Source organism: Wolbachia endosymbiont (group A) of Gymnosoma rotundatum (genome assembly GCF_947250765.1).
GTDB classification, from domain to species: Bacteria; Pseudomonadota; Alphaproteobacteria; order Rickettsiales; family Anaplasmataceae; genus Wolbachia; species Wolbachia pipientis.
In genome coordinates, this window is record NZ_OX366347.1 from 718,776 (window position 1) to 744,213 (window position 25,438).

Consider the following 25,438-nt stretch of genomic DNA (forward strand, 5'->3'; position numbering starts at 1 on the left):
TTTAATCTTTAATTCCTTTGCAGCTTTTGTGTCTCCTAAGAAACTCCCTCAATTAGCTCTTCCTGTTGCACCAAGATATAACCAAAAACCCGTGCCTTTTTGATCAAATTTTTCACGACTCTCTCTTTGTAACGTGTTTCGTAATAGTTCATTCCTTTTTCCACATACTCTTGTCCGTATCTCAACATTTGATAGAAGATACACGCTAATTTCCTTGCTGTAGCAGTAATTGCTTTTGGGGATCCCAGTTGCTTTTTTAATCTTCTATAATATGCACCCAATGCACTCTTACTTTTTCCCACGGCATAAGCAGCCATTCGAAATGCATTCGCAGCACGATTGATAACCTCACGAGTTCTTGTCCTAAATACTTTTTCCCCTGTAATCTTATTAGCAGGACTTAGCCCCAACCATGAAGTAAAATGCTTTTCTGATTGCCATTTACTGTAGTTAATACCAACTTTGTAAATTAAAAATATGATATAAAGGAGATAAGAGGGAAGATAACCCTACTCACTATAGGAATAGAGTTATCACGGGCGTGTGCGACCGACCAACTGTTGGTATTATAACCGTTCGGATCAAGGTACACTAGCCCATCTCTCGATACGTTTGAATAGTTGCATGGGACATATGTATGCACCCGTTTACAATCTTAAATTAATTAAAACTAATCGAGGTTATTATGATTACATCTTATCAAAATTTTATTGGCATTGATATCGGAAAATTTAAAAATGTTGTTGCAGTTCACAAACAGAAGAACGCTGTCGAATTCGACAATGATACTGCTGGCTGGCAACAATTGTTTCAAGATTTTTCAAATATCTTACCTAATTCTTTAGTAACTCTGGAAAACACTGGAAAATATGAGCTTGGCTTAGCACATTTTCTTGTTGATAAAGATATTGCTGTACATCGAGCTAATACTCGCAAAGTAAAAAGCTTTGTTCTATCTCATGGAACTTTAGCAAAGTCTGATCAATCAGATGCAAGAGCCCTTGCTCAGTATGGGTTTGAACGCTATAGTACTCTATCTCTATTTGCACCTATGTCAAAAGAACAAACAACCTTAGTTGCACTTTGTCAACGTCGTGATGACATTACAAAAATGAGAGCTCAAGAGAAATCTAGGCTTGCAGCACCTGAAAACGACCATATAAAAGAAAGCTGTCAGAAAACTATTGAATTCTTTAATAGCCAGATAGATGAGCTCAACAATACCATACAAAAAATTATTGATGAGAATCCAGAGTTACAAAAGCGCCAAAAAATCCTTAAAACAGTTCCAGGAATAGGTGCAAAATTATCTCAAGATTTTCTGTGTCTAATGCCAGAACTTGGTTATGTAAGTAGGGGAGAAATTGCAAGTCTTGCTGGAGTTGCACCTCATCCGAAAGAAAGTGGTAAAACTATTGGTTATCGCAGAATAAGTGGTGGCAGAAGCAACGTTCGTGAAAAGCTTTTTACAGCTGCGATGTCTGCTTCAAGGTCTAAGTCTGCGCTTGGTGCCTTCTATTCAAGGCTTGTTGGTAAAGGTAAAAAGAAGATGGTGGCTATGACAGCTCTAATGCGTAAAATCATAGTAATTGCCAATGCGAGGCTTAAAGAAGCAGTCAATGTGAATTAAAAAAATCTGCATAGAAAATAGGTTAACGAATATGTGCGTCTACACACATTTAAAGCACATATTCGTTAACCATAAGATCTAAGCAGTAACTGTTGTTTGATACAAAATTTTTCTATGATTAAGTTAGGGTTTTTATTGTCAAAAATGCACTTTTTACTCGAATAAAAAACAAAATTACAAACAAAAGTTGTAATGAAACTAAATTCAAAAAATTTTAAAAAACATAGTTGATCCGAAATAATAGCTTGTACAGTTAGTACATCAAATCCAGGAATTTTAGTAAAATCTATACCGGTTACTCGATACAATTCTTCACGCAAGGCAAAGTTTAGCTTATCTTTTCGATACTTACTTCTTTCCTTGCTTAACTCTCTACTCTCGTCAGATTTTGCTTCAAATGTCTTATAGTGGTTTTCAATATTTTTGTCACACTCTGCTATTTTTTCCTGATAAACATTGTATAGTTCAAATTCCTGCTGTAATGCAAATAAATGTTCCTCTCTGTAGTCACCTGTTAGTGCTTTGGCAATAGCCGATTTATCACTCTTTATTCGCACATCCCTTAATTCAGCTAATTTATTAGGATTTCTTTCACCTTCGATTATAGCCTTAATAATTTGCATTCCAGTGACACCTGTTATATGGCTTATTACTTTATGTAACTGAATATTCATTTGTACTAACGCCTTTTGCATCCTATTAATGTGTGTAGTCGCACTTTCTGTAAGATTTTTACGTTGCCGAACATAACTACGCAATATGCACATTTGATCATCTGGCCTAAACGATCCTTGGATTAACCCATAACTGTGTAGTTGTTGTAGCCATTGGCAATCCTGGACGTCTGATTTTCTCCCAGGTACATTTTTTACATGCCTTGCATTTGCCAGTTTTACTTCGAATCCATACGATTCAAGTACTTGGAACAAAGGAATCCAATATACTCCTGTTGACTCCATAGCTACTGTAGTAACTTTACACTTCTTTAACCACTTTGCTATATTGTGAAGATCTTCTGTGAAGCAGCTAAACTTTTGTACACGTTGTTCATCTCTTTCTTCAGGTATACATACATAATGCACAGATGAACCGATATCTATTCCTGCTGCGTTAGGATTCATTATCTCTAATTTACTTTTTGCTTTTTTCATGGTAGCTCCTATAATTTATAATAACGAAGCGCTTCAGCTTGGGAATGGTTAAGATTATACAATCTCCTAAACGAGGTAGTCATAAAATATGGCTCCATCAATGGTTCGAACGTTCCTCCCAAAACCATGCTATAAAACGGGCACTTATGGCACCAGTGAAACATTCGGTTATAACTGCAAAAGCACCTCCTGTACAATTGTACTTAAAAACTACTAAAACTTAAATTGGAGAGTTTCTTCCTGGTTTGACAGATTTTTCTGTTCGGTGCTATAAACAGAGTATCTATAATGCTAGCTTTGGGGTAAAGTATTGCAGAGGAATTTTTTAATCTGGTTGTTGGCGTCACTGTTTTATGCATACCAATATATATTACGCGTAATTCCAAATATTATAATTCCTGAATTGGTAGTAAGGTTTAATATAGGAACAACAGAAATAGGACAATTTTGTGGACTGTATTATGTAGGTTATGTGTTAGCACATATTCCTGTAGGTATTCTTTTAGATAGATTTGGTTCTAAAGTTGTTATACCGATTTGTATTGCATTAACATCTTTAGGTGCTTTACCTTTAGTCAGTTCTAATGATTGGAGTTATTCTATTATTGGAAGAATAATTACTGGTATTGGATCCTCTGCTTCAGTACTTGGACTCTTTAAAATAATAAGAATCTATTACCATAGAGAAAAATTTGCCATGATGTTCAGCATATCGGTTATTATTGGCATTTCAGGTGGTGTATTTGCCACCAAACCATTACATGTCTTACTTGATAAGTTTGGGTGGGATTATTTATTTACTGTGTGTATAATGCTTGGATTATTGCTTGCTTTAACTACCTTTATATCTATACCTAAAGTTGGCACCTCAGACGAAGAATTAAATATTAAAAATTTAAGCAAAGTTATATTTAATAAAGATATTTTATTGATAGGTTTGTTTGGCGGTTTTATGGTTGGACCATTAGAAGGCTTTGCAGATGCGTGGTCCGCAACATTCTTGCATGAGATGTACGCTATAGATAGACACATTGCATATAGCATTTCAAAATGGATACTAATAGGCTTTGGCTTTGGGCATTTATTACTTCCTTACATATTAGCAAAAAATCCAACCAAGCACTATGAAATAATAATTTCTTGTGCTATGGCCATGATAATTGTGTTCTTATTACTTTTTATATGCAATATTAGTGAACTCCTGGCATGTATATTACTATTCATTATTGGTCTTGCTTCTGCATACCAAATTGTTTTTACTGCTAAAGTTGTAAGTTGTGTAAAAAACGAAGCAGTAGCAAGTGCAGGATCTGTAGGTAATTCCATAGTTATGAGTTTTGGTTATTTTTTTCACGTCATTATTGCAAATATAATGAATTTTTATTGGAACGGTGAAATTATCGATGGAAAGCCATTTTATGGAACTGATGTAATGGTTAAGTCTATGTTAATAATACCTATATGCCTACTAATAGGAATGATAGGCTTTTGGTTACTTAAAGTTATAAGCTGTAAAAAGAGCTAAGCAGATTTAGATGATTAATATAGTATTGTTTTTTATGACTAAAGTATCTATAATCCTAAATTTTAGCTGAGATTCATGTTGCAGAGGAATTTTTTAATCTGGTTGTTGACGTCACTGTTTTATGCATACCAATATATATTACGCGTAATTCCAAACATAATTGCGCCTGAATTAATAACAAAATTTAACATAAGTATTGCAGATGTTGGCCAGTTTGGTGGGTTATACTATGTAGGCTATACGCTAGCTCATATACCTATTGGTCTTTTCCTTGATAGATTTGGACCAAAGTTTGTTTTACCTGCTTGTACCGTTTTGACATTTACCGGAACACTACCGCTTATATGCTTTGATGAGTGGAGTTATTCAATAATTGGAAGAATAATTGTGGGAATTGGGTCATCCGCTTCGGCAATTGGAATCTTTAAAGTTGCAAGCATGTATTTTGCGCAAGAAAAATCAGCAAGAATGGCCAGCTTATCTATAATTATAGGAATTTTGGGAGGGATATGTGGCGGGTTACCTTTAGACTTCTTACTCGATAAATTTGGCTGGAATTATGTTATCTATACATTCTCAGCATTTGGGTGTTTACTTGCTCTGTTGCTGTTCTTAGTAACGCCTGAAAGCAATGCTCAACAGGAAAAAGTTAGCATTAGAGACTTAAAAAACATACTTTTCAACAAGCATATTATTCTAATTAGCTTTTTTGGTGGACTCATGGTCGGTCCAATGCAAGGTTTTGCCGATGGTTGGGTGAAAGCATTCTTTTTTGAAGTATATAAAATGAATGAAGACTTGGCATCTTCTCTCTCTTCCGTAATATTGATAGGAATGTTAACAGGATCATTCTCTTTGGCTTATTTATTGGAAAAATATAAAAATAAGCATTATGAAGTAATAATTGCATGCTCATTTGCAATGATCGCTAGTTTTCTTTTGCTTTTTACTCAGATTGGTGGCTTGTATGTTGTATTACCTACGCTTTTTATTATTGGCTTCACATCTGGATATCAGGTGGTTACCATTTACAAAGCGATAAGTTATGTAAATAATAACTTAGTAGGCCTGGCTACAGCTGTGTCAAACATGATAGTTATGGTTTTTGGCTATTTTTTTCACACTGGGATCGCAAAAATAGTAGATTTGTGTTGGGATAGAACAATAATACAAGGAAATCCTGTGTATGGTGCTGAATTGCTGATAAAAGCAACATCAGTTATTCCTGTATGTTTGCTGGTGGCTGTTTTTGGGCTCTTATGGTTAAAAAATAAAGATTTTAGAGAAGTTGATTGTAATAAGTAGATAATTTATCGAAGGCTCGTATGATAAAATCGTTAGATGTACTAATTTAAGGTTCTTGTTATTATGAAATATAATACTTTATTTTACTTTGATATTTTTGTTTTAATTGTAATTGGGTTTTATTAGGTGGTAGGTATGTCGAAAAGTAATTTTTTTGTATGGTTGATAGTATCTCTTTTCTATGCGTACCAGTATGTGTTACGTGTCATGCCAAACATAATTGCGCCTGTATTAATAACAAAATTTAATATAAGCATTGCAGATTTAGGGCAATTTAATGGTCTCTACTATGTGGGATTTACACTAGTTCATATCCCTGTTGGTCTTTGTTTTGATAGATTCGGTCCAAAAATTGTTTTACCTATTTGTGCTGTCTTGGTATCTATTGGAACATTACCTCTTGTGTGCTTTGATGAGTGGTATTATTCAGTATTAGGTAGAATAATTGTTGGGATTGGCTCGTCTGCGTCAGCAATAGGAGTATTTAAAGTTGCCAGTATGTATTTTTCGCGAGAAAAATCAGCAAAAATGGCAAGCATATCTGTTATTATAGGGCTATTAGGGGCAATATATGGTGGTCTACCAATAGAACTTTTGCTTGATGAGTTTGGTTGGAATTACGTAATTTATATTCTTTCAGGGTTTGGTTTCTTACTCGCTTTATCTTTATTTTTAGTTATTCCTTACAATGCTTACGACTTTCGAAAAGAAAAAATTAGCATGAAGGATCTAAAAACTGTGCTTTTCAATAAATATATCATTCTAATTAGTTTTTTTGGTGGCTTAATGGTAGGTCCACTAGAAGGTTTTGCTGATGCTTGGACAAAAGCTTTTTTATGTGAGGTATATCAAATGGCCGGTGATCTAGCGTCTTCAATTTCTTCTGTTATATATGTAGGATTTGCAGCTGGATTGCTCTCTTTTGCTCACATATTAGAAAAATACCCAAATAGACATTATGAAGTTATTATTGTCTGTTCCTTTGCAATGATTGCTAGTTTCCTTTTACTTTTTACACGGGCTGGCGGATTGTATATTGTATTGCCTGCACTTCTTGTTATAGGTTTCGCTTCTGGATATCAAATAGTAACACTGTACAAAGCATTAAGTTATGTAAATAATAACTTAATAGGATTAACTACAGCTGTATCAAATATGATAGTTATGGTTTTTGGCTACCTCTTTCACACTGGAATTGCGAAGGTAATAGGTTCTTATTGGGATAAAGCGATTATACATGGAAGTCCTATTTATAGTGCTGAATTGCTGATAAAAGCAACATCTATTATTCCTGTATGTTTGCTAATAGCTGTTTTTGGGCTCTTATGGTTAAAAAAGCAGGACAAGCAGTCTTAAAATTGCTTGTGCATCTTAAAATTAAAGCGAGGTTTGATCTATGATGAGTGTTTTAAAGAAAATCTGTGGCTCTAAAAATAGTTTAAAGTCTTTTGATAACGAGGTTTATCAGTTTATAGAAAAAGAATTACAACGCCAAAAATCACAATTGCAATTAATTGCATCAGAAAATTTTGCAAGCAAAGCGGTAATGGAGGCACAAGGCTCTTTTCTGACTAATAAATACGCAGAAGGTTATCCAGGCAGAAGATATTACTGTGGTTGTGAGCATGTGGACAAAGTTGAAAGTCTGGCTATAGAAAGACTTTGTAAGTTGTTTGGTGTAAAATTTGCAAATGTTCAGCCTCACTCTGGTTCTCAGGCAAATCAAGCCGTGTTTGCTTCACTGCTTACTCCAGGTGATACAATACTTGGATTGTCACTGAGTTGCGGTGGGCACCTAACTCATGGTGCGGCGCCAAGCCTTTCTGGTAAATGGTTTAAGTCGATTCAATATACAGTAAATAAAGACACTTATCTGCTCAATATGGATGAGATAGAAAAGCTGGCGCTGGAGCATAAACCGAAATTGATCATAGCTGGTGCTTCTGCTTATCCAAGAAAAATGGACTTCAAACGCTTTCGCGAGATTGCAGATAAAGTTGGTGCTTATTTGCTTGCAGACATTGCTCACTATGCAGGGCTTATTGCAGCGGGCGAATATCCATCCCCTGCTGAATATGCACATGTTATGACTTCCACGACTCACAAAACTTTGCGTGGTCCTCGTGGTGGAATAGTGATGACCAATGATGAAGCATTACACAAAAAAATTCAATCCGCAGTTTTTCCAGGATTGCAGGGCGGGCCACTTATGCATGTGATAGCTGCAAAAGCTGTTGCATTTAAAGAAGCATTAGCACCAGAGTTTAAGACTTATAGCAAGAAAGTCGTGGAAAATGCGAAAGTGCTGGCTCAAGAATTGCAAAAGCATGGACTTGACATTATAACCGGTGGCACTGACTCTCATATAGTGCTAGTTGACTTAAGATCGCAGAAATTAACTGGAAAAGACGTTGTAGATAGCCTTGAGAGAGCCGGTATTACCTGTAATAAAAACTCTGTACCATTTGATACAGCAAAGCCGACCATCACTTCAGGGCTCCGTTTTGGCACCGCTGCTGAGACAACACGCGGACTTGAGGCAGAAAATTTTAAAGAGATAGCTGGTCTAATAAATGAAGTAATTCAAGGATTAATCAGCGGAAATAGCTCAAGTGTCGAAAAAGCAGTAAAAGCTAAAGTTGAAAGGATTTGTAGTAATTTTCCTATTTATTAATTTATGTGGTGTCATCCAAGTAGCTGGTAGAAACGAAAAAACTTACTTGACACCCTTCGCCAGCCCTCTTATCATGAAACTGAAGGTATTCATTTATCTTCAATCTGTGCAGATTAAACGACAACAGTATTACGTAATTGGCGTCTTATTTTTAATTTTTTGCACTATGCGCACCCTACGTCTTCACAACATTTCTGGGTTTTTACCTATATAAGCTGAAACGCGCTTATAAAGCGTTTAAGACAGTATAGCACGCCAATTTGCAGGATTAGAGAGTGACAACTAGCTAATACGGGATTTCTTTTGCCTTTTTTTCTGCTTAGTAAATTTCTTAAACATTTAAACTAAGATGAGTTGCATTTAAAAGCAGCTAAATTGCAGTGTTTAAGACTTAAAAAACGCCAATACTGAAAATAGACAATGACTAGGGCTTCTTTTGCCTTTTTTTCGTTTGGTAAATTTCTTAATGTTTGTAGCTAACATGAACAAACATTTGAGAGTAACTTCTGCTAGTAGGGTGTCATCCCAGTGCTTGACACTGCTCTCCTTTGTCATCCCAGTGCCCAGACACTGGGATCCAGGAATTTTATTAAGTTGGTAAGCATAAAAGTAGCCGTTTTATGTTAAAATACAACATTTTAATGATTATGAAAAGGCTGGATTCCAGCGTCACGCGCTGGAATGACATTGTAGGGTGTTATCCGAGTCCTTTTTCCGTCATCTGAGGACCGTATGACGTCATCCAAGTAGCGTGACTACTTGGATCTAAGCTGTATTACCAAGTCCAATTAAGTGCAGCATCATCACTTGTTGGAGGCTCAAAATACGGTTGTGACATTTCCTCTTGCACAGCTCTTTTAAATTCTGGACTTTCTATGCTTATCTTTGTTACATGCTCTTGTAAGGCTTTCTCAGCAGCTGATGGACTTGTTCCATTTTTACCATCTTCTCCTTTAGGACCAGTATCCCCTTTCTCTCCTTTTAGCCCGGTGTCTCCTTTATCTCCTTTTGGGCCTTGAGCTCCATCTGCTCCTTTAAGACCAGTATCCCCTTTCTCTCCTTTTGGCCCGGTGTTTCCTTGATCTCCCTTTAGCCCTTTACCTCCTAAGAACACCTTTGCTGTTTGATCACTTTTGGCACCATACTTATTGTCAGTAGAGTTATCAAGGAATTCTCCTAATTTATCCACTAGAATTGATTTGTCGCCGTCTTTTGCAGGAAGTATAGCTTTCGCGAAAGCTTTTTTGTTTACTGCCTCTGTAAGGTTGGAAGCATTGATTTTAGCAAAAGCAGTATCAGCAGCAGTTTTAGTGTAAACATCTGCAGTATTAGCTTTCTTTCCTAGCTCAGTATCGACGTAATTCTTGTCAGCTTTGTTAGCTAGAGCGGCTGTGTCAGCTTTTTTTGCCAACTCATCATCTACATTTTTTTTAGTGTAAACGTCTGCAGTGTTAGCTTTAGCTGCTAAATCAGCTGAATTAGCTTTCTTTCCTAGCTCAGTATCGACGTAATTCTTGTCAGTTTTGTCAGCTAGAGCGGCTGTGTCAGCTTTTTTTGCCAACTCATCATCTACATTTTTTTTATTGTAAACATCTGCAGTATTAGCTTTAGCTGCTAAATCAGCTGAATTAGCTTTCTTTCCTAGCTCAGTATCGACGTAATTCTTGTCAGTTTTGTCAGCTAGAGCGGCTGTGTCAGCTTTTTTTGCCAACTCATCATCTACATTTTTTTTAGTGTAAACATCTGCAGTATTAGCTTTGTTGGCTAGATCAGCTGCACCAGCTTTCTTTTCTAGCTCAGTATTGACGTAATTCTTGTCAGCTTTGTTAGCTAGAGCGGCTGTGTCAGCTTTTTTTGCCAACTCATCATCTACATTTTTTTTAGTGTAAACATCTGCAGTATTAGCTTTAGCTGCTAAATTAGCTGAATTAGCTTTCTTTCTTAGCTCAGTATCGACGTAATTCTTGTCAGCTTTGTTAGTTAGAGCGGCTGTGTCAGCTTTCTTTTTCAACTCATCATCCACACCTTTTTTAGTATAAACACCATTATCATCAGCCCCTGCTTTGAGCTTTGCTAATAGAGCATTTACAAAATCATTATTGTTTATGAGTGATTTTTCTAAAGGTTCATCTAACGTCATATCACACTCTCCATTGATTATAAAAACCATAGAGTGCATAAAAATAATATAATTTCCGTAAATGCTAGATTTTGCATAAGACTTCCCTGAAACTTGTTGTTTCAGAATTCTCCTCTTGTAATCCAAGTGTGTAGCAGATGATGTCATGCAAGTAGCTGACACTGGTTTGATCGAAAATGTTGTATAGTGCACAATCAATTTTTCTGGATCCCAGTGGGCTTTGTTGCATCGCTCTTCGGATAGTAGGTAACGTACAATAAATTCATGAAGCTATCTCAAACTTAGCCATGCCTATTTCAGTAAATTTGTTAAGCAAATAACACTTGAGTAGCAGTTCCTTCTCACGATTAATCTCAGATTTGCTCCTAAAACTAAACCCAAATATTCGCTTCAACCTTGAGAAAAATCCTTCAATATACGATCTTTTTCCGTAATTTACTTCTTCTTTCCATCTTTTTATACCATTCTCACCATGTAATTTCATTAACTGAATAGCGGCATTTCTATCAAGCATATAATCCAATTTTGGATGCTCTGCTGCGTTGTTTTTCGGAGGAATTTTCGTTTTTATACCATATTGATTACACAGCTTATAGAGCTTTTCTCTGTCATATGCCCTATCTGCATATAGTACTTTTATGACATACTGAAAATCGACTTCTTTTAGCAAATCACAAGCTCCATAGTGATCAGAGTAGACACCGTTACTGTATTTTACAGCTATGGCTTTTTTGCTGTTTGTATTCAACATTACATGCAATTTTCTTGTCTGTTCATAGCTGCGATACTTTCTATCTTCGCTATTTTCTTTGCTATGACCAGGAGTGTTGTTGTATATACTAATTCCTGTACTGTCTATAGTAATTTCGATATCTTCCATATTATTTTTATCAATTCTGCAATCATTGATCTTAATATTGAGTTTCTTAAACCTTCTTGATGATTGTGAATAGCTGATAACTTGCAAATTTTTCCCAATTTGCTCAAGGTATCCTGCTATAAACCCAACTGTTTGCCTCAGGCCTATTCTAAATAAACAAGTTATTATGTGCACCAAAATTACAACTTTATCGCTATAAATATTGTTGCCACCTGGTATTTTTGGACCATTCTCGTACCACTTTTCTATGGCTTCGTTGATATAATGAAAAATATTTCCTCTTTTTTCTAGAAATTTGTTATATTCGCTATGGTTACTGACCCTCATTTTTTGTGGCATATTTTTTCTTTCAAGGTTAAATGGCTATTTTATAATGAATTTTGTCAGTAGCCACCAGATTTTTTCAGTTGCTATGCAACAAAGCCATCCCAGTGTCAAGCACTGGGATGACACCGAAGGGGCTACTCGCATCTGTCATTCCAGGGCGTGACGCTGGTTTCCATCCAAGACGGCAGTGCTTCTTACTATTACCCACAAATATAAATGGACATAAAAATAAAGTATTACAACATTAAAGTTTGCAAACATTGAGGGTAAAAAATGGCAAACAGGAATAATGAATGGGCTGAAAATGAATTTGGAGATGCTGTACTTGGAGATAAAAGGTTAACTGACCGATTAGTAAATATTGCTGATAGTTTTACAAGTTTACCTGAAAGCTCAATCAATCAGGCGTGTGGAAGTTGGTCAGAAGCAAAAGCAGCATATCGTTTTTTTCAAAATGAGAACGTGAAAGAAGGCGATATTCTAGCTTCACACGTTGCTAAAACAGTTGAAAGAACAAAAGCCCATAAAAAAATTTTTGTGATCCAAGATACAAGTTATATTTCATACACAGACCATGAAAAAACAAGTGGATTGGGAGTTATTACAAGAAAACATAGTCAAGGTATTATAATGCATACAGCTCTAGCTGTTAGTATAGAAGGTTTGGTACTAGGGATACTAGATCAAAAAATTTATTCAAGACCTGAAGAATCTGAAAACATAAAAAAAAAGAACAATGACAGTATCCGCATTGAAGATAAAGAGAGTATAAAATGGTTAGAAACTTTAAGCAACACAAACAACATTATTGATTCAACTCAAACTGAGACTATAACTATATGCGATAGAGAAGCAGATATATATGAGTTTTTTGAGCTTGCACATAATCTTAATTCGGCAGTGTTAGTTAGAGCTTCCAAAGATAGGGCAGTAAATAGAAAATCTCGATATCCTGAAAAAGGTGAGCAGAAGTTATGGGAATTTATTAAATCCTCTCATTGTGCAGGTACGGTAAAAGTTGAAGTTCCTGCAAAAGATAATAAGCCAAAAAGAACAGCACATTTGGAAGTTAGATTCGGAAAGTTTATTATGCATCCATCTAAGAATAGTATTAGGCATAAGACAGAAGAATTACTTAAATTACCACACTATGCAGTTTACGTTGTTGAAAAAGACTTTCCTTCTGAAACAAGTCCGCTAGAGTGGATGCTTTTAACAAATCTTCCAGTCAATACCTTTGATGAAGCTGTTGAAAAAGTTAGGTGGTATTGTCTTAGATGGAAAATAGAAATATTACATAAAATTTTAAAATCTGGTCTCAAAGTTGAAGAATGTAGGCTTGGAACAGCAGAAAGGTTGATGCGATATTTAACAGTAATGAGTATTATTGCTTGGAGAATTTTCTTTATTACAACAATTGCAAGAATTGATCCAACATTACCGTGTACTACCTTATTAGCCGAAGAAGAATGGAAAGTTCTATATGTAAAAATACATAGAAAACCATGTTCAAATGCAACTCCTACTATAAAAGAAGCTGTTTCATGGATTGCTCAACTTGGAGGACATTTGGCTAGAAAAAATGATCTAGAACCAGGCCCCATTACTATTTGGAAAGGATGGAGACGTCTCTTTGATCTAGCAGAAGGATGGCGACTTGCTCACGAACTTTATATTTGTGGGTAATAGTAAGGATTGTATCTTATCGGTAAAAAAGAAGAGCTATTTTAGGAAGTTTTTATAGGACTAAAACCAAAGAAAACTTGCATATAAGTTTATCAAGATGTAAAATTGAAGTTATTTTAAAAGAATAGGTTAATTATGAATCTTGTAACAAAATCTGCTATCGATTTTACTGCTTCATCTGTTCTCTCTGACGGAGAAATTGTTGATGATTTCTGTCTGAGTAAGCGCATAAAAAATAAGTATGCTGTCCTTTTTTTCTATCCACTTGATTTTACTTTTGTTTGCCCAACTGAATTGATATCGCTCAATAATAGAATAAATGAGTTTGCAAAGCGTGGTGTTGAAGTGATAGGAATAAGTGTAGATTCAAAATTTTCACATTATAAATGGCGAAACACTCCAGTTAATGATGGTGGTATTGGAGAGATTAGCTACACTTTAGTGTCTGATATCAAAAAGTCTATATCAAGAGACTATGGGGTCTTATATGATGACTCAATTGCGCTGAGAGCAACTTTCGTTATTGATGATAAATTTATTGTACGTCATCAATCGATAAATGATTTGCCTTTAGGGCGTAATATCGATGAATTCGTTAGAATCGTTGATGCAATTAAACATAATGAGGAGCATGGTGAAGTATGTCCAGCAGGGTGGAAGAAAGGTAAGCCAGCAATGCAGGCAAGCGATGAAGGAGTAGCTGATTATCTAAACTCATACAGTGAAGAATTATAGATTTAGTACAAAAGTTCTTATTATTGGATCCGGGGCAGCGGGTTATGCTGCTGCTATATATGCAGCACGTGCAAACTTAGAGCCAGTTGTAGTAACGGGAATGCAGCTTGGTGGTCAGCTTACAATTACTACAGATGTTGAAAACTATCCTGGTTTTGTTTCAATACAGGGTCCAGAACTAATGGAGCAAATGAGGTTGCATGCAGAAAAGGTTGGAGCAAAGATAATAGATGATGAGATAAAAGGCGTTGAACAACTTGAGGATTCTAATAAGTATAGATTTAGATCTTCTGGTAATATCAATGACTACTACTCGGATGCAATTATAATTGCATCCGGTGCGCAAGCAAAATGGCTTGGTTTGGAGAGTGAAAAGGAATTTCAAGGTTATGGAGTTTCAGCTTGTGCAACTTGCGATGGCGCATTTTTTAGGAATAAAGTTGTAGCTGTGATTGGTGGTGGAAATACCGCTGTTGAAGAGGCGATATTTTTAACTCGATTTGCCAAAGAAGTGCTATTAATACACAGGCGTGATAAATTAAGAGCGGAAAAAGTAATGCAAGATAGACTCTTTAAAAATGATAAAATAAAAGTAATGTGGAACCATACCGTAGAGCAGATTCTTGGAGAAGAAAATCCGAAGAAAGTTACTGGTATTATAGTTAAATCAACAGAATTAAAAGTCGATGGAGTGTTTATTGCAATTGGGCATGCACCAAATACAGGTATTTTTAAAGGCTTTGTTGAAATGGATCAGCAGGGTTATATAATTACAAAACCTGGAACAACTTTAACTAGTAAAGCAGGAGTATTTGCTGCAGGTGATGTTCAAGATAAGGTATATCGTCAAGCAGTAGTTGCAGCAGGAACAGGATGCATGGCTGCGCTTGATGCAGAAAAGTTTTTGGAGTCGTAGTTAATTCTAGGATTTTAGATAAATTGCTTGCAATTTTCCTTTTTTTTACATAATTATATTAGTAAATCATTAATAAAGAGGGTTTAGTATGCCTTATAGAAACGGTGTAACATATTATGGAGCTTATGGAGGTGGTGATAACACGGCACCGCAAGCTCGAAATCCGACAACTTCAAGACAGCTAAGTGAATCAACAAAATACTTATTTAATACTATTGATAATGGATATCTAGAAGGTTTTAAGCAAGCTCTAAAAGAAGGTGCGGATGTTAATGCGTTTGATGAAGAAGGCATGACACCTTTGATGTCTATTGTTAATGCCTGTGCTACCAGCGGTGATGGACAGCCCACGTTAGAAAAAATGGCTAAATTGCTTATACAAAATAGCAGTATCGATATTAACGCTCAAAGTAGGGAATATGTTTATGAGGAAAGGCAAAAGAGAGATCGACATGGGCGTCTAGTATATTTATTTTACGGTCAAGAAGTTGCAGAAGTGCAACCAGGTTATTATATATATTGTAATGATGGTCGATCTGTAGATAACGTGGATGATTCAGGTGAACGTAGATATTTCAATTCCTACTATGACGGTGTAAAGGAGAAGATAAGAACATCCAAGATACAAAAAAATACTGCCTTACATATTGCTTGCTTGGTTGGAGCTAAAGATATGGTAAAAATATTGCTCACGCACCCAGATGTGAAAACTGATATTAGAAATTATAAAGGTAAAAGCCCTAAAGATTGTATTGCAAGGGGGTTTGAGGACACAATAAAATTAGAGTTTGAAAAAGCACAAAAAGCAAACGAGTTGTTAGGTGCTCTTGCTAGTAGAGAATTTTACCAAGCGAACATGCTATTGAATGAAGAGCTTAACCCTAATTGCTGGAGAAGAATGAGACATGGAGAAATAACAACCCCCTTAAGCTCAATTATCATATTATGCCCAAGAAAAATAACAGAAAATGGAAAAGAAATATTGATAAAGCTTTTAAAACATAAAGAGCTTGATCTTAATCAAATAAAGTCAACACCTGCGATGATGGAACGGGAACAATTAAGGAAAATTATTGAAGAGAAACAATTAAAGCAAATAATCGAACAAGCTATTAAAGAGCGATTGATTGATGCTATTAATAGCAAGGATTTAGATGATGTGAAAAAATTAGTAGAAGATAATGACTTCATGAATTATGCAATTATTATTGCTCATGGAGAAATGTTAATAATCCAATCGAGTCTATTGTAAATTATCTAAATGAAAAATTTCCTGCAAATACATTACAACCTTTGGCAAGTACGAATGATATACCGGTAGGTTCTGAGCAAGTCATACAAGAACTTAAAGGTGAACTTGAAAGAACGAAAGCTCAACTCATAGAAAAAGAACGAGAGCTGGATAGGGTCGTACGCGAAAGAACGAGAGGCATTAACAAAATTTCACAATTAGAAAGAGATTTGAAACAAGCAGAACAAGGGAAATTAAATCAACAAACGAAGATTGATGATCTAAATAGTGAAGTAATTCAACTTAAAAGAATTGTGTGTGGAAGAGCAAGCGACACTGTCGAAATTTCACAATTAAAAAGAGATTTGAAACAAGTAAGGGAAGAAAGAGATAAGCTTTCATCAGAAAATAGACTGCTCCGTACTAGAAGTCTGAGTAATAAAAACGAAAAACCCTCACGAGCAATTTCTCCTGGTAAAAAACAAAGCAACTACGCTTCTGCTTCTTTTGTGTTGTCTGGAGCGTTTGCTGTTGGTGCATGTTTAGCAGTTTTATACGGTTATCCAGTAATAGGTGCTTGTCTTGCAGCAGTTGCACTTGTTCTTCTTTTAGTAGGATATTTTTTATACAAAGGAGATGAAAAAGACATAGGACCTGGTAGTGCCACAGATAATCCTCAAGTTACAAGGGTTTTGACTTTTTCTCCAAGCTCTGCTGAAAATTCTTATACATATTAAAAACATCTTGATAATTGAGGTGAGTGTAAACTTGAGTGGTCTCAAGACTCGAATGACCAAGCAGTTGTTGTATTGATCTTATGTCAATATCTTCCTGAAGCAAATGAGTAGCAAAACTATGACGAAATGCATGTGGAGATAAAATTTCTGGTAAATTTAACATTCTCCTTATTTTCTGCAAACGATTAGCGACATAAGTTCTTCCCAATTTTTTTCCTCTTACTCCTACAAAAAGATGTTGTGCTTCATCAAGGTAAGGACAGGCTTTTACATATTCTTGTATACATTTTTTTACTACTGGGAGAATGAATACCTGCCTTTGTTTATCTCCCTTACCTGTTACTATTAAACTTTCATTGTTAATATCACTAACCCTAAGGTTCAACGCTTCACTGATTCTTAAGCCTGTACCATATAGCAGGACGATAATTGCAATTTCTCTTTTTACCACCCAAGGTTCACCCAGGTCGGATAGTTTCATTTCTTTCAATAAAGTTTTTATATTAGGTATTGATAATGCTTTGGGCAGAGTTCTTCTCTGAATTGGCCTTGATAAGGAAAATACAGCTTCATTGTCTATATTGTGGTTATTTTTTATGTACTTGAAGAAATTTCTGATTACTGAGAGTGCTCGAGTGTTGGATCTTGCGTTTACACCTCTTGCGTAACGAGAGGTAAGCCAACTTCTTAACTCAGGTATGCTTAAATTTTTCAGAGTACCAACATTTACTTCTCCACCAATGTGAGTATTTAGGAAACTTATAAGATCCTTCAAGTCCCTTATGTATGATTCCAAAGTGTTTGGTGAATAAGATCTGTTGCACCTCAGCCACTCATACCATTTTTCAATGATCGAACCGAGGTCCACAATTATTTTTTAAAGAAAGCATCGATGCACGCATCTCGAAAGGCTTCATTTATATCAGGATGAGAGTGACAAATTCTGTATATATCCTCTGCTGCTGCGCCATATGCCATTGCAACCGCTGCTTCATTGATTAGCGTATCAGCGTATGCTCCTATGATATGCACACCTAGTATTGTATCTGCTCTGCTACAAGTCAGCACTTTCACGAATCCTTCAGCATCATCAGTGATTTTTGCTCTGCCGTTTGCAGCAAATTGACACTTACCCACTTTGTATTCACGGCCAGCATTTTTGAGTTCCTCTTCTGTTTTACCAATCGAGGAAACCGCAGGGTGAGTGTAAATGACAGATGGTATGATTCCATAATCAACGTGAGGTACTTGCCCAGCGATTATCTCTGCAACTGCTACCCCTTCTTCCTCTGCTTTATGAGCAAGCATTGCTCCACCGATCACATCACCAATAGCAAATATTCCTTTCACATTAGTTTCATATCTGTTGTTAACTTGAACGAAACCGCGATTATCTTTTTCTATTTTTTCATCAATACCAAGATTCTCAGTGCATGGTTTGCGTCCTGCTGCCACCAATACCTTATCCGCCTCTATAGTGTTTGTTTGATTATCTTTTACAGAGCAAACTTTCACACTCAAAGAATTACTACTTTGTTTTATCTCCTCAACTTTAGTGCTAAGTAAAAATTTTATTCCTTGTTTTTGTAGACTAGAAAGTAGAGACTTACTTAATTCTCCATCCATTGCTGCAGCGATTCTGTCAAAAAATTCTACTACAGTGACTTCAGACCCTAGCCTGCTCCATACAGAAGACATTTCAAGCCCTATTGCCCCAGCTCCGATTACGACAAGTTTTTTTGGTACTTCAGTTAAAGATAATGCACCAGTTGATGAAATAATACTTTTCTCATCGATATTAATTCCTGGCAAAGAAATAACGTCAGAACCGGTTGCAATTACTATATTTTTTGCCTTTAACGTCTTTTCTTCAACTGAAACTTCAAGATTACCTTGGTCAAAAGAAGCAAGCCCATTGATTTTAGTGATTTTGTGAAGGTTAAACAGATATTCTATACCTTTTCCAAGTTCCTGAACTCTGGCGTCCTTATAGCCTAGCATTTCTTTTAAATCGAAACTTGCGTCCTTAATTTTTATGCCAAGCTTCGACAGATCATTTTTCGTGTGAGCATACTGATAGGAAGAATGGAGCAATGCTTTGGAGGGTATGCACCCAACTCTGAGGCATGTGCCACCAAAAATGCTATTTTTATCTATGCAGGCAACTTTCAATCCAAGTTTTGCAGCAGCGATAGCACACTTATAGCCTCCTGGGCCACCACCTATAACAATCAAGTCATAATCAATCATAAAGAACAAACCTATTTTCTAAAGAATAAACACCTTTTCCCTCAGTTGTTACATATATCTTATTGCGAGTAAACACTGGAGTGTGAAACACATTACCAGGTACTTTGACTACCTTTCCTGCACTTTCAGATCCCGGAAAAGCAAACATTGAACCTTTATTGCTTGTCACCCACAGTGTATGGGCATGCATAATTGGAGCAAACAATTGCGTATTTTCTATTAAATCAGATGCCCAGACTGTTTCTCCATTTTTTATATCCAGGCCAATTATTTTATCGTCTTTAGTAACTATAAAAATTCTTCCGCCTTCCTTTTGTTTCTCTGCAGGAATAAGAGGACTGTAATATGATTCAATGTCTGATACACTTTTTACTTGCAGTGACTTTGACCATAAAATATTCCCTGATTTTACGTCAATACCATAAATATAAGAATTGTTTGTAGCTATTAAAGTATCGCCAAGCACTCTCGGTGTAGTAGTTACATCTGTGAGCTGTGTATCCAAAAGGTTTGTAGCCAATTTTTGGCTCCACAATTTTTTACCGTCTTCATTAAAAGCTATTAACTCACCATTTGAAAATGGTGCTATTATTTTATCATTAGAAATTGCTGGCGATATGGAATACAAACCTCGAACCTCATTGATACCGTTTTGATAAGCCCAAACGGAGCTGCCATCTTTTATATCAAACACGTACAGATAATTATCAATAGTCAATACTACCAATTTATTGTTTATTACTGCTGCTTTCCCTCTTACTGGAGCTCTCAATTCTTTTTCCCACTGAATCTCGCCGGTTTTTGCATCTATTGTGTGTAGAACGTTATCCACTATAAAGAAAACGTTTCCTCTGTGACGCAATAGGCTCATGTTACTAATTTTTTTTCTGTGTGAGAGGTGTAATTTCCAATTCATAGCCTTTGAGTTATCAATATCAAAGGAATATAAAGCGCCGTGCTTATCTGATAAAATAACGCTATCTTCTGTAAGCACTGGAGCTACATATCCTTGAGATAGTTTTTTATCCACTAGACTTATTCTCTCGCTTGCCATTGTGTAACTGCTACACAATAACATTATCATGACAATTATTACTTTCATTATTTATTGAAAACAAGATTCATTAATATACATCTTAAGAACCTTAATTACAACGGAAATGTTCTTGCTGCATGTTAAAAACGTTGATTTATGAACGAAATATTATATTATTATGTGAGATAATGTATACTCTTAGAGGTAGTACACCTCATCCACTATGCGGCAACGTGCATAGCTGTACGAACATTGAGATATAAAAGTAATTTATACCAAGAAGAAAGATGTCATCCAAATAGCCTCTTTTCCTGTCATCCCAGTGCTTGACACTGGGATGGCTCTGTTGCATCGCAACTGAAAAAATCTGGTGGCTACTGACAAAATTCATTATAAAATAGCCATTTAACCGCTTAAGGAAAAATATGCCACAAAAAATGAGAGTTAGTAACTGCCATGAATATAACAAATTTCTAGAAAAAAGAGGAAATATTTTTCGTTACATCGATAAAGCTATCGAAAATTGGTATGAAAATAGTCCAAAAATGCAGGGCGGCAACTATATTTATAGTGATAAAGTTGTGATTTTAGTGCATATAATCGTTAATCTTTTTAGAATTGGCTTAAGACAAACAGTCGGGTTTATAAAAGGATATTTGCAACAAATAGGAAGAGATTTGGCAGTTATCAGCTATTCGCAAGCTTCAAAAAAAACTTAATATTAAGATCAATGATTGCAGAATTGATAAAAATAATATGGAAGATATCGAAATTGCCATAGATAGCACAAGCATCAGCATTTATAACAACACACAGCAAGGAAAATAGCGCTGACAGAAAATATCGTGGCTATGAACAGACAAGAAAATTGCATGTAATGTTGAATATAAACAGCAAAAAAGCCATAGCTGCAGAATACAGTAACGGTCTGATCACTATGGAGCTTGCGATTTACTTAAAGGAGTTAATTTTCAGCATGCCATAAAAGCACTATATGCAGACAGAGCATATGACAGACATAAACTCTATAAATTGTGTGATGAATGCGGCATAAAGACAAAAATTCCTCCAAAAAAACAATGCAGCAGAGCATCCAAAGTATGGCAGAGAGAAATGCTGCAATTAGACTAATAAAGTCATACAGCGAAGATGGAATGAAGAGGTGGAAAAGGCAAACAAACTACGGAAAAAGATCTTATGTAGAAAGTTTTTTCTCGCGACTGAAACAAACATTCGGGTTTAATTTTCGGAACAAATCTGAAATTAATCGTGGGAAGGAACTGCTACTCAAGTGTTATTTGCTTAATCAATTTACTGACATTGGTATGGCTAAATTTGAAATGGCTACATGAATTTATCGTAAATTACCACCGCATAGTTGTAACATTGTACCATATTACAATGTTCGTACAGTTGTGTGCGCGACCGGGGGTTTTATACTATTCTAGAAGTAACATACGGAAAAGGGGGGATTCGAACCCCCGACATATTTTCATATGTGCACGCTTTCCAAGCGTGTGCTTTAGACCACTCAGCCACCTTTCCATGCTTATTCATAATATTGAAAATTGTACTGCTAAACAATATAAAAACCTGGTATATAGGGTTCACCACGAAAATTCACAGTATTGTTAAACTTGCTTCTGCAAGTTGGAAATGTTTTATCGCAACCTGCAAGTATTGAATATTTATCTCCAGCAGAAATTTGGTATGGAGGCGAAGTAAACAACGTAACTACTTTATTTTTATATTCTTTTACTACACCTTCAAACGCTGTTGAGCCAAAGAATTTCACTACTCCGTGCTTATAATATTCATCACTCTCAGTTAAATTCGTGTCTTCAAATCTTCTTTCATCTATTACTTTAGTGATTGTACTTATTTTACTAAATTTTTTAGTATCGGCTTTACATTTATCATCGCAAAATTGTGCTCTGCATGCAGGAGAGTATAATTCTGCTATGCTTCTCTCAAGCTTTGCTGAGAGCCCTCTAATTTCAACAATAAATCTTCCACTACTTAATGTCACTTTACCAAAAATTCCTGAATGTAGATTCATTGTCCCCTGGGTCAAGTCTTTATAATTCACAAGAAATATCTCAATATTTGCAAAATCGTACTTTCCTGATAAAACATCTTCTTCTTTAATATCACCACTATTTAATATCCCTTCAATTTCTAGATTATCAGTTTTTAAATCGCTGTTTAATATTATACTACTGGCTGTAAATCCACTTGAAGATTTATAGAGTATATTATCAATATTTAAATCTTCATCATAGTCAGTGAATCCCATTACTTCTCCACCTGCAAGCGTTAATTTCCAGCACGTAGCAGTGGTAAGTAATTCTCCAGCTAAATGATTTTTTAGTGTGGTTTGCATAGGGGCCTCCTATAAATAATGGTAGAAAAGAAACGGCTGCTATGTTGACTAAACTCGCTTCTTCAGATCTCTATAAAAATTCTCATGTGGAACAAGGGCAAGAAGTGTTAATTCATTATTTTGTTCATTATAAAAATAAGCTAACAAAGTAAGTTGATTAAAAATAGAGAATTTGTATACACGAACACCTGCAAGGTCACCTGACTTTAGTTCTCCGATACATGGATTATCTTGAATTTGCTTGATAGCTTCTTCAAGTTTAGGTAGTTGACTGTTATGCAGCTTTTTCATTGACCGCTTAAAAGTGTTGGTGAGAAGAACCTTCAAAATTTTGTAGATTTATACTCCTCAACATCACCTGATTTTGCATCCTCGATGCCTGAAAGGATTTCTTTAATGATGTTATAGCTTAGCTCAGGGTTATCTTCAACAATCTGACCAACTTTAGCCCAATGCTCGATTTGTTGTGGTACGGAACGATTTTGTAACATGGAATGAGACTGTACTATTCTCTCAAATTCTCCATCAAGATTTACTGTTATACCCATGATATCATTAGTTCCACTTTAGCTATTATACCATATATTGGAAACTTTTTCAATATAAATAATTTTCATCTGGAAATACACACCACATTAAACTGTGGTGTGTACTGGCTGGTTAGAAAGAAAACTTCACACCAGTAAGTAGAAGAATTCCTTGGTTAGAAGGTACATCAGTACCCTTTTGATCTTTCAGCGCACCTTTTTCATCAGTCATAAAATAATGTAAGGCTGCATAAGGAACAAATTTGCTCTTACTGCATGCAGGAGAAAGATCATATTGAACGCCAAGTGCACCATCGTGAAGCATATCTCCATCATTCATTTTACTGCCAAAGTATGTTAAGCTTGTGTAGATATTCTCATGTTGATAACCAGCTCCTACAGTCCAATACATTGTATCCTCTTTATTAAATTGTGTTAAGCCATTTTTTCTAACAGTATCAGTAGTATCTTTATACTCTTTTAAAGTAGGGTCATATTCCTTAATACTCTTCGGTTGACCAGATTTGCCCAAATATGCAAAAGAGGCAGCAAATTTTACGCCTTGATCTTCATTAATCTTATAATCAGCGCTTACACCCAAATTAACACCCATAAGGTTATTGTACTCTACAAACTCCTTATAAAGATGCTTACCTTTATTTGGTTCTTTTGCTTGACCATACTCACCAACCACAGAAGTTTTAACTTTTATGTTATGTTTACTAAAGTCATATTCATATGATGCACCAGCGCTTACTATGTGCTCATAGTCTGGCCCAACATGTCTTAGCGTCTCCTCATGTTTTACCCCCGTTACCTTACCATTTGAATCTTTGAGAAGATCTGGAGCTATTTCTTTTACAACGGATAAACCACTATCATAGCGAGGTGAATAGCTAACACCAAACCTTGCACCCATATAATTTGGTGAGTAGTAAGCAACTCTAAACGGCAGTGTAGTCATAACATCTTTGTTGTATTTCCCTGCCATACGGAAGGAGAGTTTTTCACTCTCGCTCGAGAAGCTTTCAGTGTAAAGACGTGGTGTTACGTAAAATGGAAAATTTGCGGCACTTCCTTCTAAATTCACTTTTCTGAACCAGTCGCTATCTGCAGCACCATCGACAGTTGCAATTCTTGTTGCATCAAGTCTCATCAGAGCCTCAGGACCAAATTGGTAACCAAGCTTCACGTCACCATATTTTGAACTCAAAAATACATGTGCACTTCTGCCCCTTGCAGCATTCACACCTTGTGATGCTCCCTTACCTTCGGTCACTGGAACATGAAACTGCACGTCAGCACCATAGAGAAGACCTAAATCTTCATTTTTATTTTCTGCTCTGAGGTGCAACATTGCATCCGAAATCATACCCATATTTTCGCTATAATCGCCGATATTCCCTATTCCTTTAGGAAATACTGGATTTGCTCCCTTTATCTCATTTTGAACATTGTTAAAATAATCTGTAGATTTCCCTGGCATAATGTTATAACGCCCATCACCAATGATTCCAGGCTTACCATGACCTTGAGAATCAACAACACCACCAAAAGTTATTCTTAAATTACTTTGCCCTTGATTGGTATCGATAATATCAACACCACCAACTGAGACAACAGCATCTGCCTTACCTTTTTTCTCTGTATTTTGATTAACAACTTTTACATCCTTCTTTACATCTTTAGCTTCAACTTTAGCATTCTTAGTTTTAGAACTCTTAGTTTTTGAAACTTTACCTTTTTCTATATTAGAATTCTTAGCGTTTAGAGCTTTCGCTTTTGAATCCTCTATAAGCTTTGCTTTTTTCTCATTTGCTAGCCTGATCTCCTCTTTTTTCTTCTGCTCGGCTGCTAATCTTAGCTCCTCTTTTTTCTTAAGCTCTTCAGCTTTTTTTCTTGGATCAGCATTACATATTCTGTCCATCTTTTCTTTCAGTTTTTTATTTGATGTTTTCATAACTTCTGTTTTTCCAGAAGTTTTTGTGCTCTCTTGCTTTTTTATTTCCTTCATACTCTCATCAGGAAAGTCAGCTGCAAAACTGCTGAAAGAACATAAAGTTAATAAAGAAACTAGAGCAGTTCTAGTATACATAGACTTTTTCATGAAGTGCCCCCAAAAAATTTCGAAATCATATCTTAAATGTAAATAGTATAAAAATGTTGAAAATTCAACTTAAAGCAACCTTATAACGAAAATAAAAGTAAAATGCAATACCTTAAAAGCAACTTTCTTAATATGCTCAACGTGTATATTAACCAAAATTTAGTACAGAGGTTTGCTTGTTAGTGCATTATAACTCGA

At 35.7% G+C, this 25,438-nt stretch carries 21 protein-coding genes, 1 tRNA gene and 3 pseudogenes; 11 read left to right on the forward strand and 14 right to left on the reverse strand.

The genetic code is table 11. The features are described from left to right. Positions 1–35: 35 nt before the first annotated feature. Positions 36–488, reverse strand: a pseudogene (locus OOK97_RS03555) (transposase); the annotation flags it as partial. 197 nt (positions 489–685) lie between these two features. On the opposite strand from OOK97_RS03555, the gene OOK97_RS03560 reads away from it, so the two are divergent. Next, the gene (locus tag OOK97_RS03560; protein ID WP_264336326.1) at positions 686–1,630 is read left to right on the forward strand and encodes an IS110 family RNA-guided transposase; all 945 of its coding nucleotides are present in this window, start codon (positions 686–688) and stop codon (positions 1,628–1,630) included. 230 nt (positions 1,631–1,860) lie between these two features. Here OOK97_RS03560 and OOK97_RS03565 read toward each other — a convergent pair. After that, positions 1,861–2,781 (reverse strand): annotated as a pseudogene (locus OOK97_RS03565) (IS110 family RNA-guided transposase); the annotation flags it as partial. Between the two features lie 310 nt (positions 2,782–3,091). Here OOK97_RS03565 and OOK97_RS03570 point away from each other — a divergent pair. The 4 genes from OOK97_RS03570 (at position 3,092) to glyA (ending at position 8,285) form a co-directional block, all read left to right on the forward strand. Next, positions 3,092–4,306 carry an MFS transporter gene (locus OOK97_RS03570; protein ID WP_174515889.1) on the forward strand — a complete coding sequence of 405 codons (1,215 nt, stop codon included), beginning with the start codon at positions 3,092–3,094 and terminating at the stop codon, positions 4,304–4,306. A 75-nt stretch (positions 4,307–4,381) separates the two neighbouring features. After that, positions 4,382–5,611 (forward strand): MFS transporter, encoded by a 1,230-nt coding sequence (locus tag OOK97_RS03575; RefSeq protein ID WP_010962993.1) that lies wholly within the window; start codon positions 4,382–4,384, stop codon positions 5,609–5,611. 135 nt (positions 5,612–5,746) lie between these two features. Next, entirely contained in the window at positions 5,747–6,967 is a 1,221-nt protein-coding gene (locus OOK97_RS03580; protein WP_253303566.1) for an MFS transporter, read from the forward strand. Positions 6,968–7,007: 40 nt separating this feature from the next. Continuing rightward, a complete protein-coding gene (gene glyA / locus OOK97_RS03585; RefSeq protein WP_264704897.1) occupies positions 7,008–8,285 on the forward strand; it encodes a serine hydroxymethyltransferase in 1,278 nt (425 codons plus the stop codon). Between the two features lie 775 nt (positions 8,286–9,060). Here glyA and OOK97_RS03590 read toward each other — a convergent pair. The 4 genes from OOK97_RS03590 to OOK97_RS03605 form a co-directional block, all read right to left on the reverse strand. Beyond that, positions 9,061–10,464: a collagen-like triple helix repeat-containing protein gene (locus OOK97_RS03590; RefSeq protein WP_264704898.1), complete on the reverse strand. Its 1,404-nt coding sequence runs from the start codon at positions 10,462–10,464 to the stop codon at positions 9,061–9,063. A gap of 25 nt (positions 10,465–10,489) precedes the next feature. Next, positions 10,490–10,654, reverse strand: coding sequence for a hypothetical protein (locus tag OOK97_RS03595; protein ID WP_174516150.1), 165 nt, complete (start codon positions 10,652–10,654; stop codon positions 10,490–10,492). A 33-nt stretch (positions 10,655–10,687) separates the two neighbouring features. Further along, a complete protein-coding gene (locus OOK97_RS03600; protein WP_253303449.1) occupies positions 10,688–11,644 on the reverse strand; it encodes an IS5 family transposase in 957 nt (318 codons plus the stop codon). A 64-nt stretch (positions 11,645–11,708) separates the two neighbouring features. Then, positions 11,709–11,840: a hypothetical protein gene (locus tag OOK97_RS03605; protein WP_264704899.1), complete on the reverse strand. Its 132-nt coding sequence runs from the start codon at positions 11,838–11,840 to the stop codon at positions 11,709–11,711. 65 nt (positions 11,841–11,905) lie between these two features. On the opposite strand from OOK97_RS03605, the gene OOK97_RS03610 reads away from it, so the two are divergent. From OOK97_RS03610 to OOK97_RS03630, 5 genes are all read left to right on the forward strand, one after another. Continuing rightward, positions 11,906–13,318 (forward strand): IS4-like element ISWosp2 family transposase, encoded by a 1,413-nt coding sequence (locus tag OOK97_RS03610; protein WP_076612417.1) that lies wholly within the window; start codon positions 11,906–11,908, stop codon positions 13,316–13,318. Between the two features lie 135 nt (positions 13,319–13,453). Further along, positions 13,454–14,053: a peroxiredoxin gene (locus tag OOK97_RS03615; protein WP_012673206.1), complete on the forward strand. Its 600-nt coding sequence runs from the start codon at positions 13,454–13,456 to the stop codon at positions 14,051–14,053. After that, complete coding sequence (gene trxB / locus OOK97_RS03620; protein ID WP_264704900.1) at positions 14,040–14,969, forward strand: thioredoxin-disulfide reductase; 930 nt, start codon at positions 14,040–14,042, stop codon at positions 14,967–14,969. The genes OOK97_RS03615 and trxB overlap by 14 nt, the downstream gene beginning before the upstream one ends. Before the next feature lie 88 nt (positions 14,970–15,057). Continuing rightward, on the forward strand, positions 15,058–16,221 hold the full coding sequence (locus OOK97_RS03625) for an ankyrin repeat domain-containing protein (RefSeq protein ID WP_264704901.1): 1,164 nt from the start codon (positions 15,058–15,060) through the stop codon (positions 16,219–16,221). Positions 16,222–16,262: 41 nt separating this feature from the next. Continuing rightward, complete coding sequence (locus OOK97_RS03630; protein WP_264704902.1) at positions 16,263–16,937, forward strand: TomO hydrophobic C-terminal domain-containing protein; 675 nt, start codon at positions 16,263–16,265, stop codon at positions 16,935–16,937. Here OOK97_RS03630 and OOK97_RS03635 read toward each other — a convergent pair. Genes OOK97_RS03635 through OOK97_RS03645 form a run of 3 tightly spaced genes read right to left on the reverse strand, consistent with a single transcriptional unit; the run spans position 16,882 to position 20,289 of the window. Beyond that, on the reverse strand, positions 16,882–17,805 hold the full coding sequence (locus OOK97_RS03635) for a tyrosine recombinase XerC (protein ID WP_264704903.1): 924 nt from the start codon (positions 17,803–17,805) through the stop codon (positions 16,882–16,884). The two genes, OOK97_RS03630 and OOK97_RS03635, sit on opposite strands and share 56 nt — an antisense overlap. A 2-nt stretch (positions 17,806–17,807) precedes the next feature. Continuing rightward, positions 17,808–19,187, reverse strand: a complete 1,380-nt coding sequence (gene lpdA, locus OOK97_RS03640; RefSeq protein WP_264704904.1) for a dihydrolipoyl dehydrogenase — start codon at positions 19,185–19,187, stop codon at positions 17,808–17,810. Further along, positions 19,180–20,289 (reverse strand): outer membrane protein assembly factor BamB family protein, encoded by a 1,110-nt coding sequence (locus OOK97_RS03645; protein WP_264704905.1) that lies wholly within the window; start codon positions 20,287–20,289, stop codon positions 19,180–19,182. Before OOK97_RS03645 ends, lpdA begins: the two co-directional genes overlap by 8 nt. A gap of 359 nt (positions 20,290–20,648) precedes the next feature. On the opposite strand from OOK97_RS03645, the pseudogene OOK97_RS07610 reads away from it, so the two are divergent. After that, positions 20,649–21,575, forward strand: a pseudogene (locus OOK97_RS07610) (IS5 family transposase). Positions 21,576–21,681: 106 nt separating this feature from the next. Here OOK97_RS07610 and OOK97_RS03660 read toward each other — a convergent pair. The 5 genes from OOK97_RS03660 to OOK97_RS03680 all read right to left on the reverse strand — a co-directional run bounded on the left by OOK97_RS03660 (position 21,682) and on the right by OOK97_RS03680 (position 25,240). After that, a tRNA-Ser gene (locus OOK97_RS03660) sits at positions 21,682–21,768 on the reverse strand. Between the two features lie 31 nt (positions 21,769–21,799). After that, entirely contained in the window at positions 21,800–22,606 is an 807-nt protein-coding gene (locus tag OOK97_RS03665) for a DUF2163 domain-containing protein (RefSeq protein ID WP_264704906.1), read from the reverse strand. Between the two features lie 48 nt (positions 22,607–22,654). Further along, positions 22,655–22,897 (reverse strand): type II toxin-antitoxin system RelE/ParE family toxin, encoded by a 243-nt coding sequence (locus OOK97_RS03670; RefSeq protein ID WP_264704907.1) that lies wholly within the window; start codon positions 22,895–22,897, stop codon positions 22,655–22,657. A gap of 32 nt (positions 22,898–22,929) precedes the next feature. Next, positions 22,930–23,154 (reverse strand): ParD-like family protein, encoded by a 225-nt coding sequence (locus OOK97_RS03675; protein WP_264704908.1) that lies wholly within the window; start codon positions 23,152–23,154, stop codon positions 22,930–22,932. A 112-nt stretch (positions 23,155–23,266) separates the two neighbouring features. Beyond that, positions 23,267–25,240, reverse strand: a complete 1,974-nt coding sequence (locus tag OOK97_RS03680) for a WD0745 family porin (protein WP_264704909.1) — start codon at positions 25,238–25,240, stop codon at positions 23,267–23,269. Between the last annotated feature and the right edge of the window lie 198 nt (positions 25,241–25,438).

What these genes read in the sequence shown, in the direction of transcription:
- OOK97_RS03680 (WP_264704909.1), bottom strand. Translation starts at nt 25,240, where the DNA reads ATGAAAAAGTCTATGTATACTAGAACTGCTCTAGTTTCTTTATTAACT.
- glyA (WP_264704897.1), top strand. Translation starts at nt 7,008, where the DNA reads ATGATGAGTGTTTTAAAGAAAATCTGTGGCTCTAAAAATAGTTTAAAG.
- OOK97_RS03575 (WP_010962993.1), top strand. Translation starts at nt 4,382, where the DNA reads ATGTTGCAGAGGAATTTTTTAATCTGGTTGTTGACGTCACTGTTTTAT.
- OOK97_RS03665 (WP_264704906.1), bottom strand. Translation starts at nt 22,606, where the DNA reads ATGCAAACCACACTAAAAAATCATTTAGCTGGAGAATTACTTACCACT.
- OOK97_RS03560 (WP_264336326.1), top strand. Translation starts at nt 686, where the DNA reads ATGATTACATCTTATCAAAATTTTATTGGCATTGATATCGGAAAATTT.
- lpdA (WP_264704904.1), bottom strand. Translation starts at nt 19,187, where the DNA reads ATGATTGATTATGACTTGATTGTTATAGGTGGTGGCCCAGGAGGCTAT.
- OOK97_RS03610 (WP_076612417.1), top strand. Translation starts at nt 11,906, where the DNA reads ATGGCAAACAGGAATAATGAATGGGCTGAAAATGAATTTGGAGATGCT.
- OOK97_RS03595 (WP_174516150.1), bottom strand. Translation starts at nt 10,654, where the DNA reads ATGCAACAAAGCCCACTGGGATCCAGAAAAATTGATTGTGCACTATAC.
- OOK97_RS03625 (WP_264704901.1), top strand. Translation starts at nt 15,058, where the DNA reads ATGCCTTATAGAAACGGTGTAACATATTATGGAGCTTATGGAGGTGGT.
- OOK97_RS03645 (WP_264704905.1), bottom strand. Translation starts at nt 20,289, where the DNA reads ATGAAAGTAATAATTGTCATGATAATGTTATTGTGTAGCAGTTACACA.
- OOK97_RS03590 (WP_264704898.1), bottom strand. Translation starts at nt 10,464, where the DNA reads ATGCACTCTATGGTTTTTATAATCAATGGAGAGTGTGATATGACGTTA.
- OOK97_RS03600 (WP_253303449.1), bottom strand. Translation starts at nt 11,644, where the DNA reads ATGCCACAAAAAATGAGGGTCAGTAACCATAGCGAATATAACAAATTT.
- OOK97_RS03615 (WP_012673206.1), top strand. Translation starts at nt 13,454, where the DNA reads ATGAATCTTGTAACAAAATCTGCTATCGATTTTACTGCTTCATCTGTT.
- OOK97_RS03670 (WP_264704907.1), bottom strand. Translation starts at nt 22,897, where the DNA reads ATGAAAAAGCTGCATAACAGTCAACTACCTAAACTTGAAGAAGCTATC.
- OOK97_RS03675 (WP_264704908.1), bottom strand. Translation starts at nt 23,154, where the DNA reads ATGGGTATAACAGTAAATCTTGATGGAGAATTTGAGAGAATAGTACAG.
- OOK97_RS03580 (WP_253303566.1), top strand. Translation starts at nt 5,747, where the DNA reads ATGTCGAAAAGTAATTTTTTTGTATGGTTGATAGTATCTCTTTTCTAT.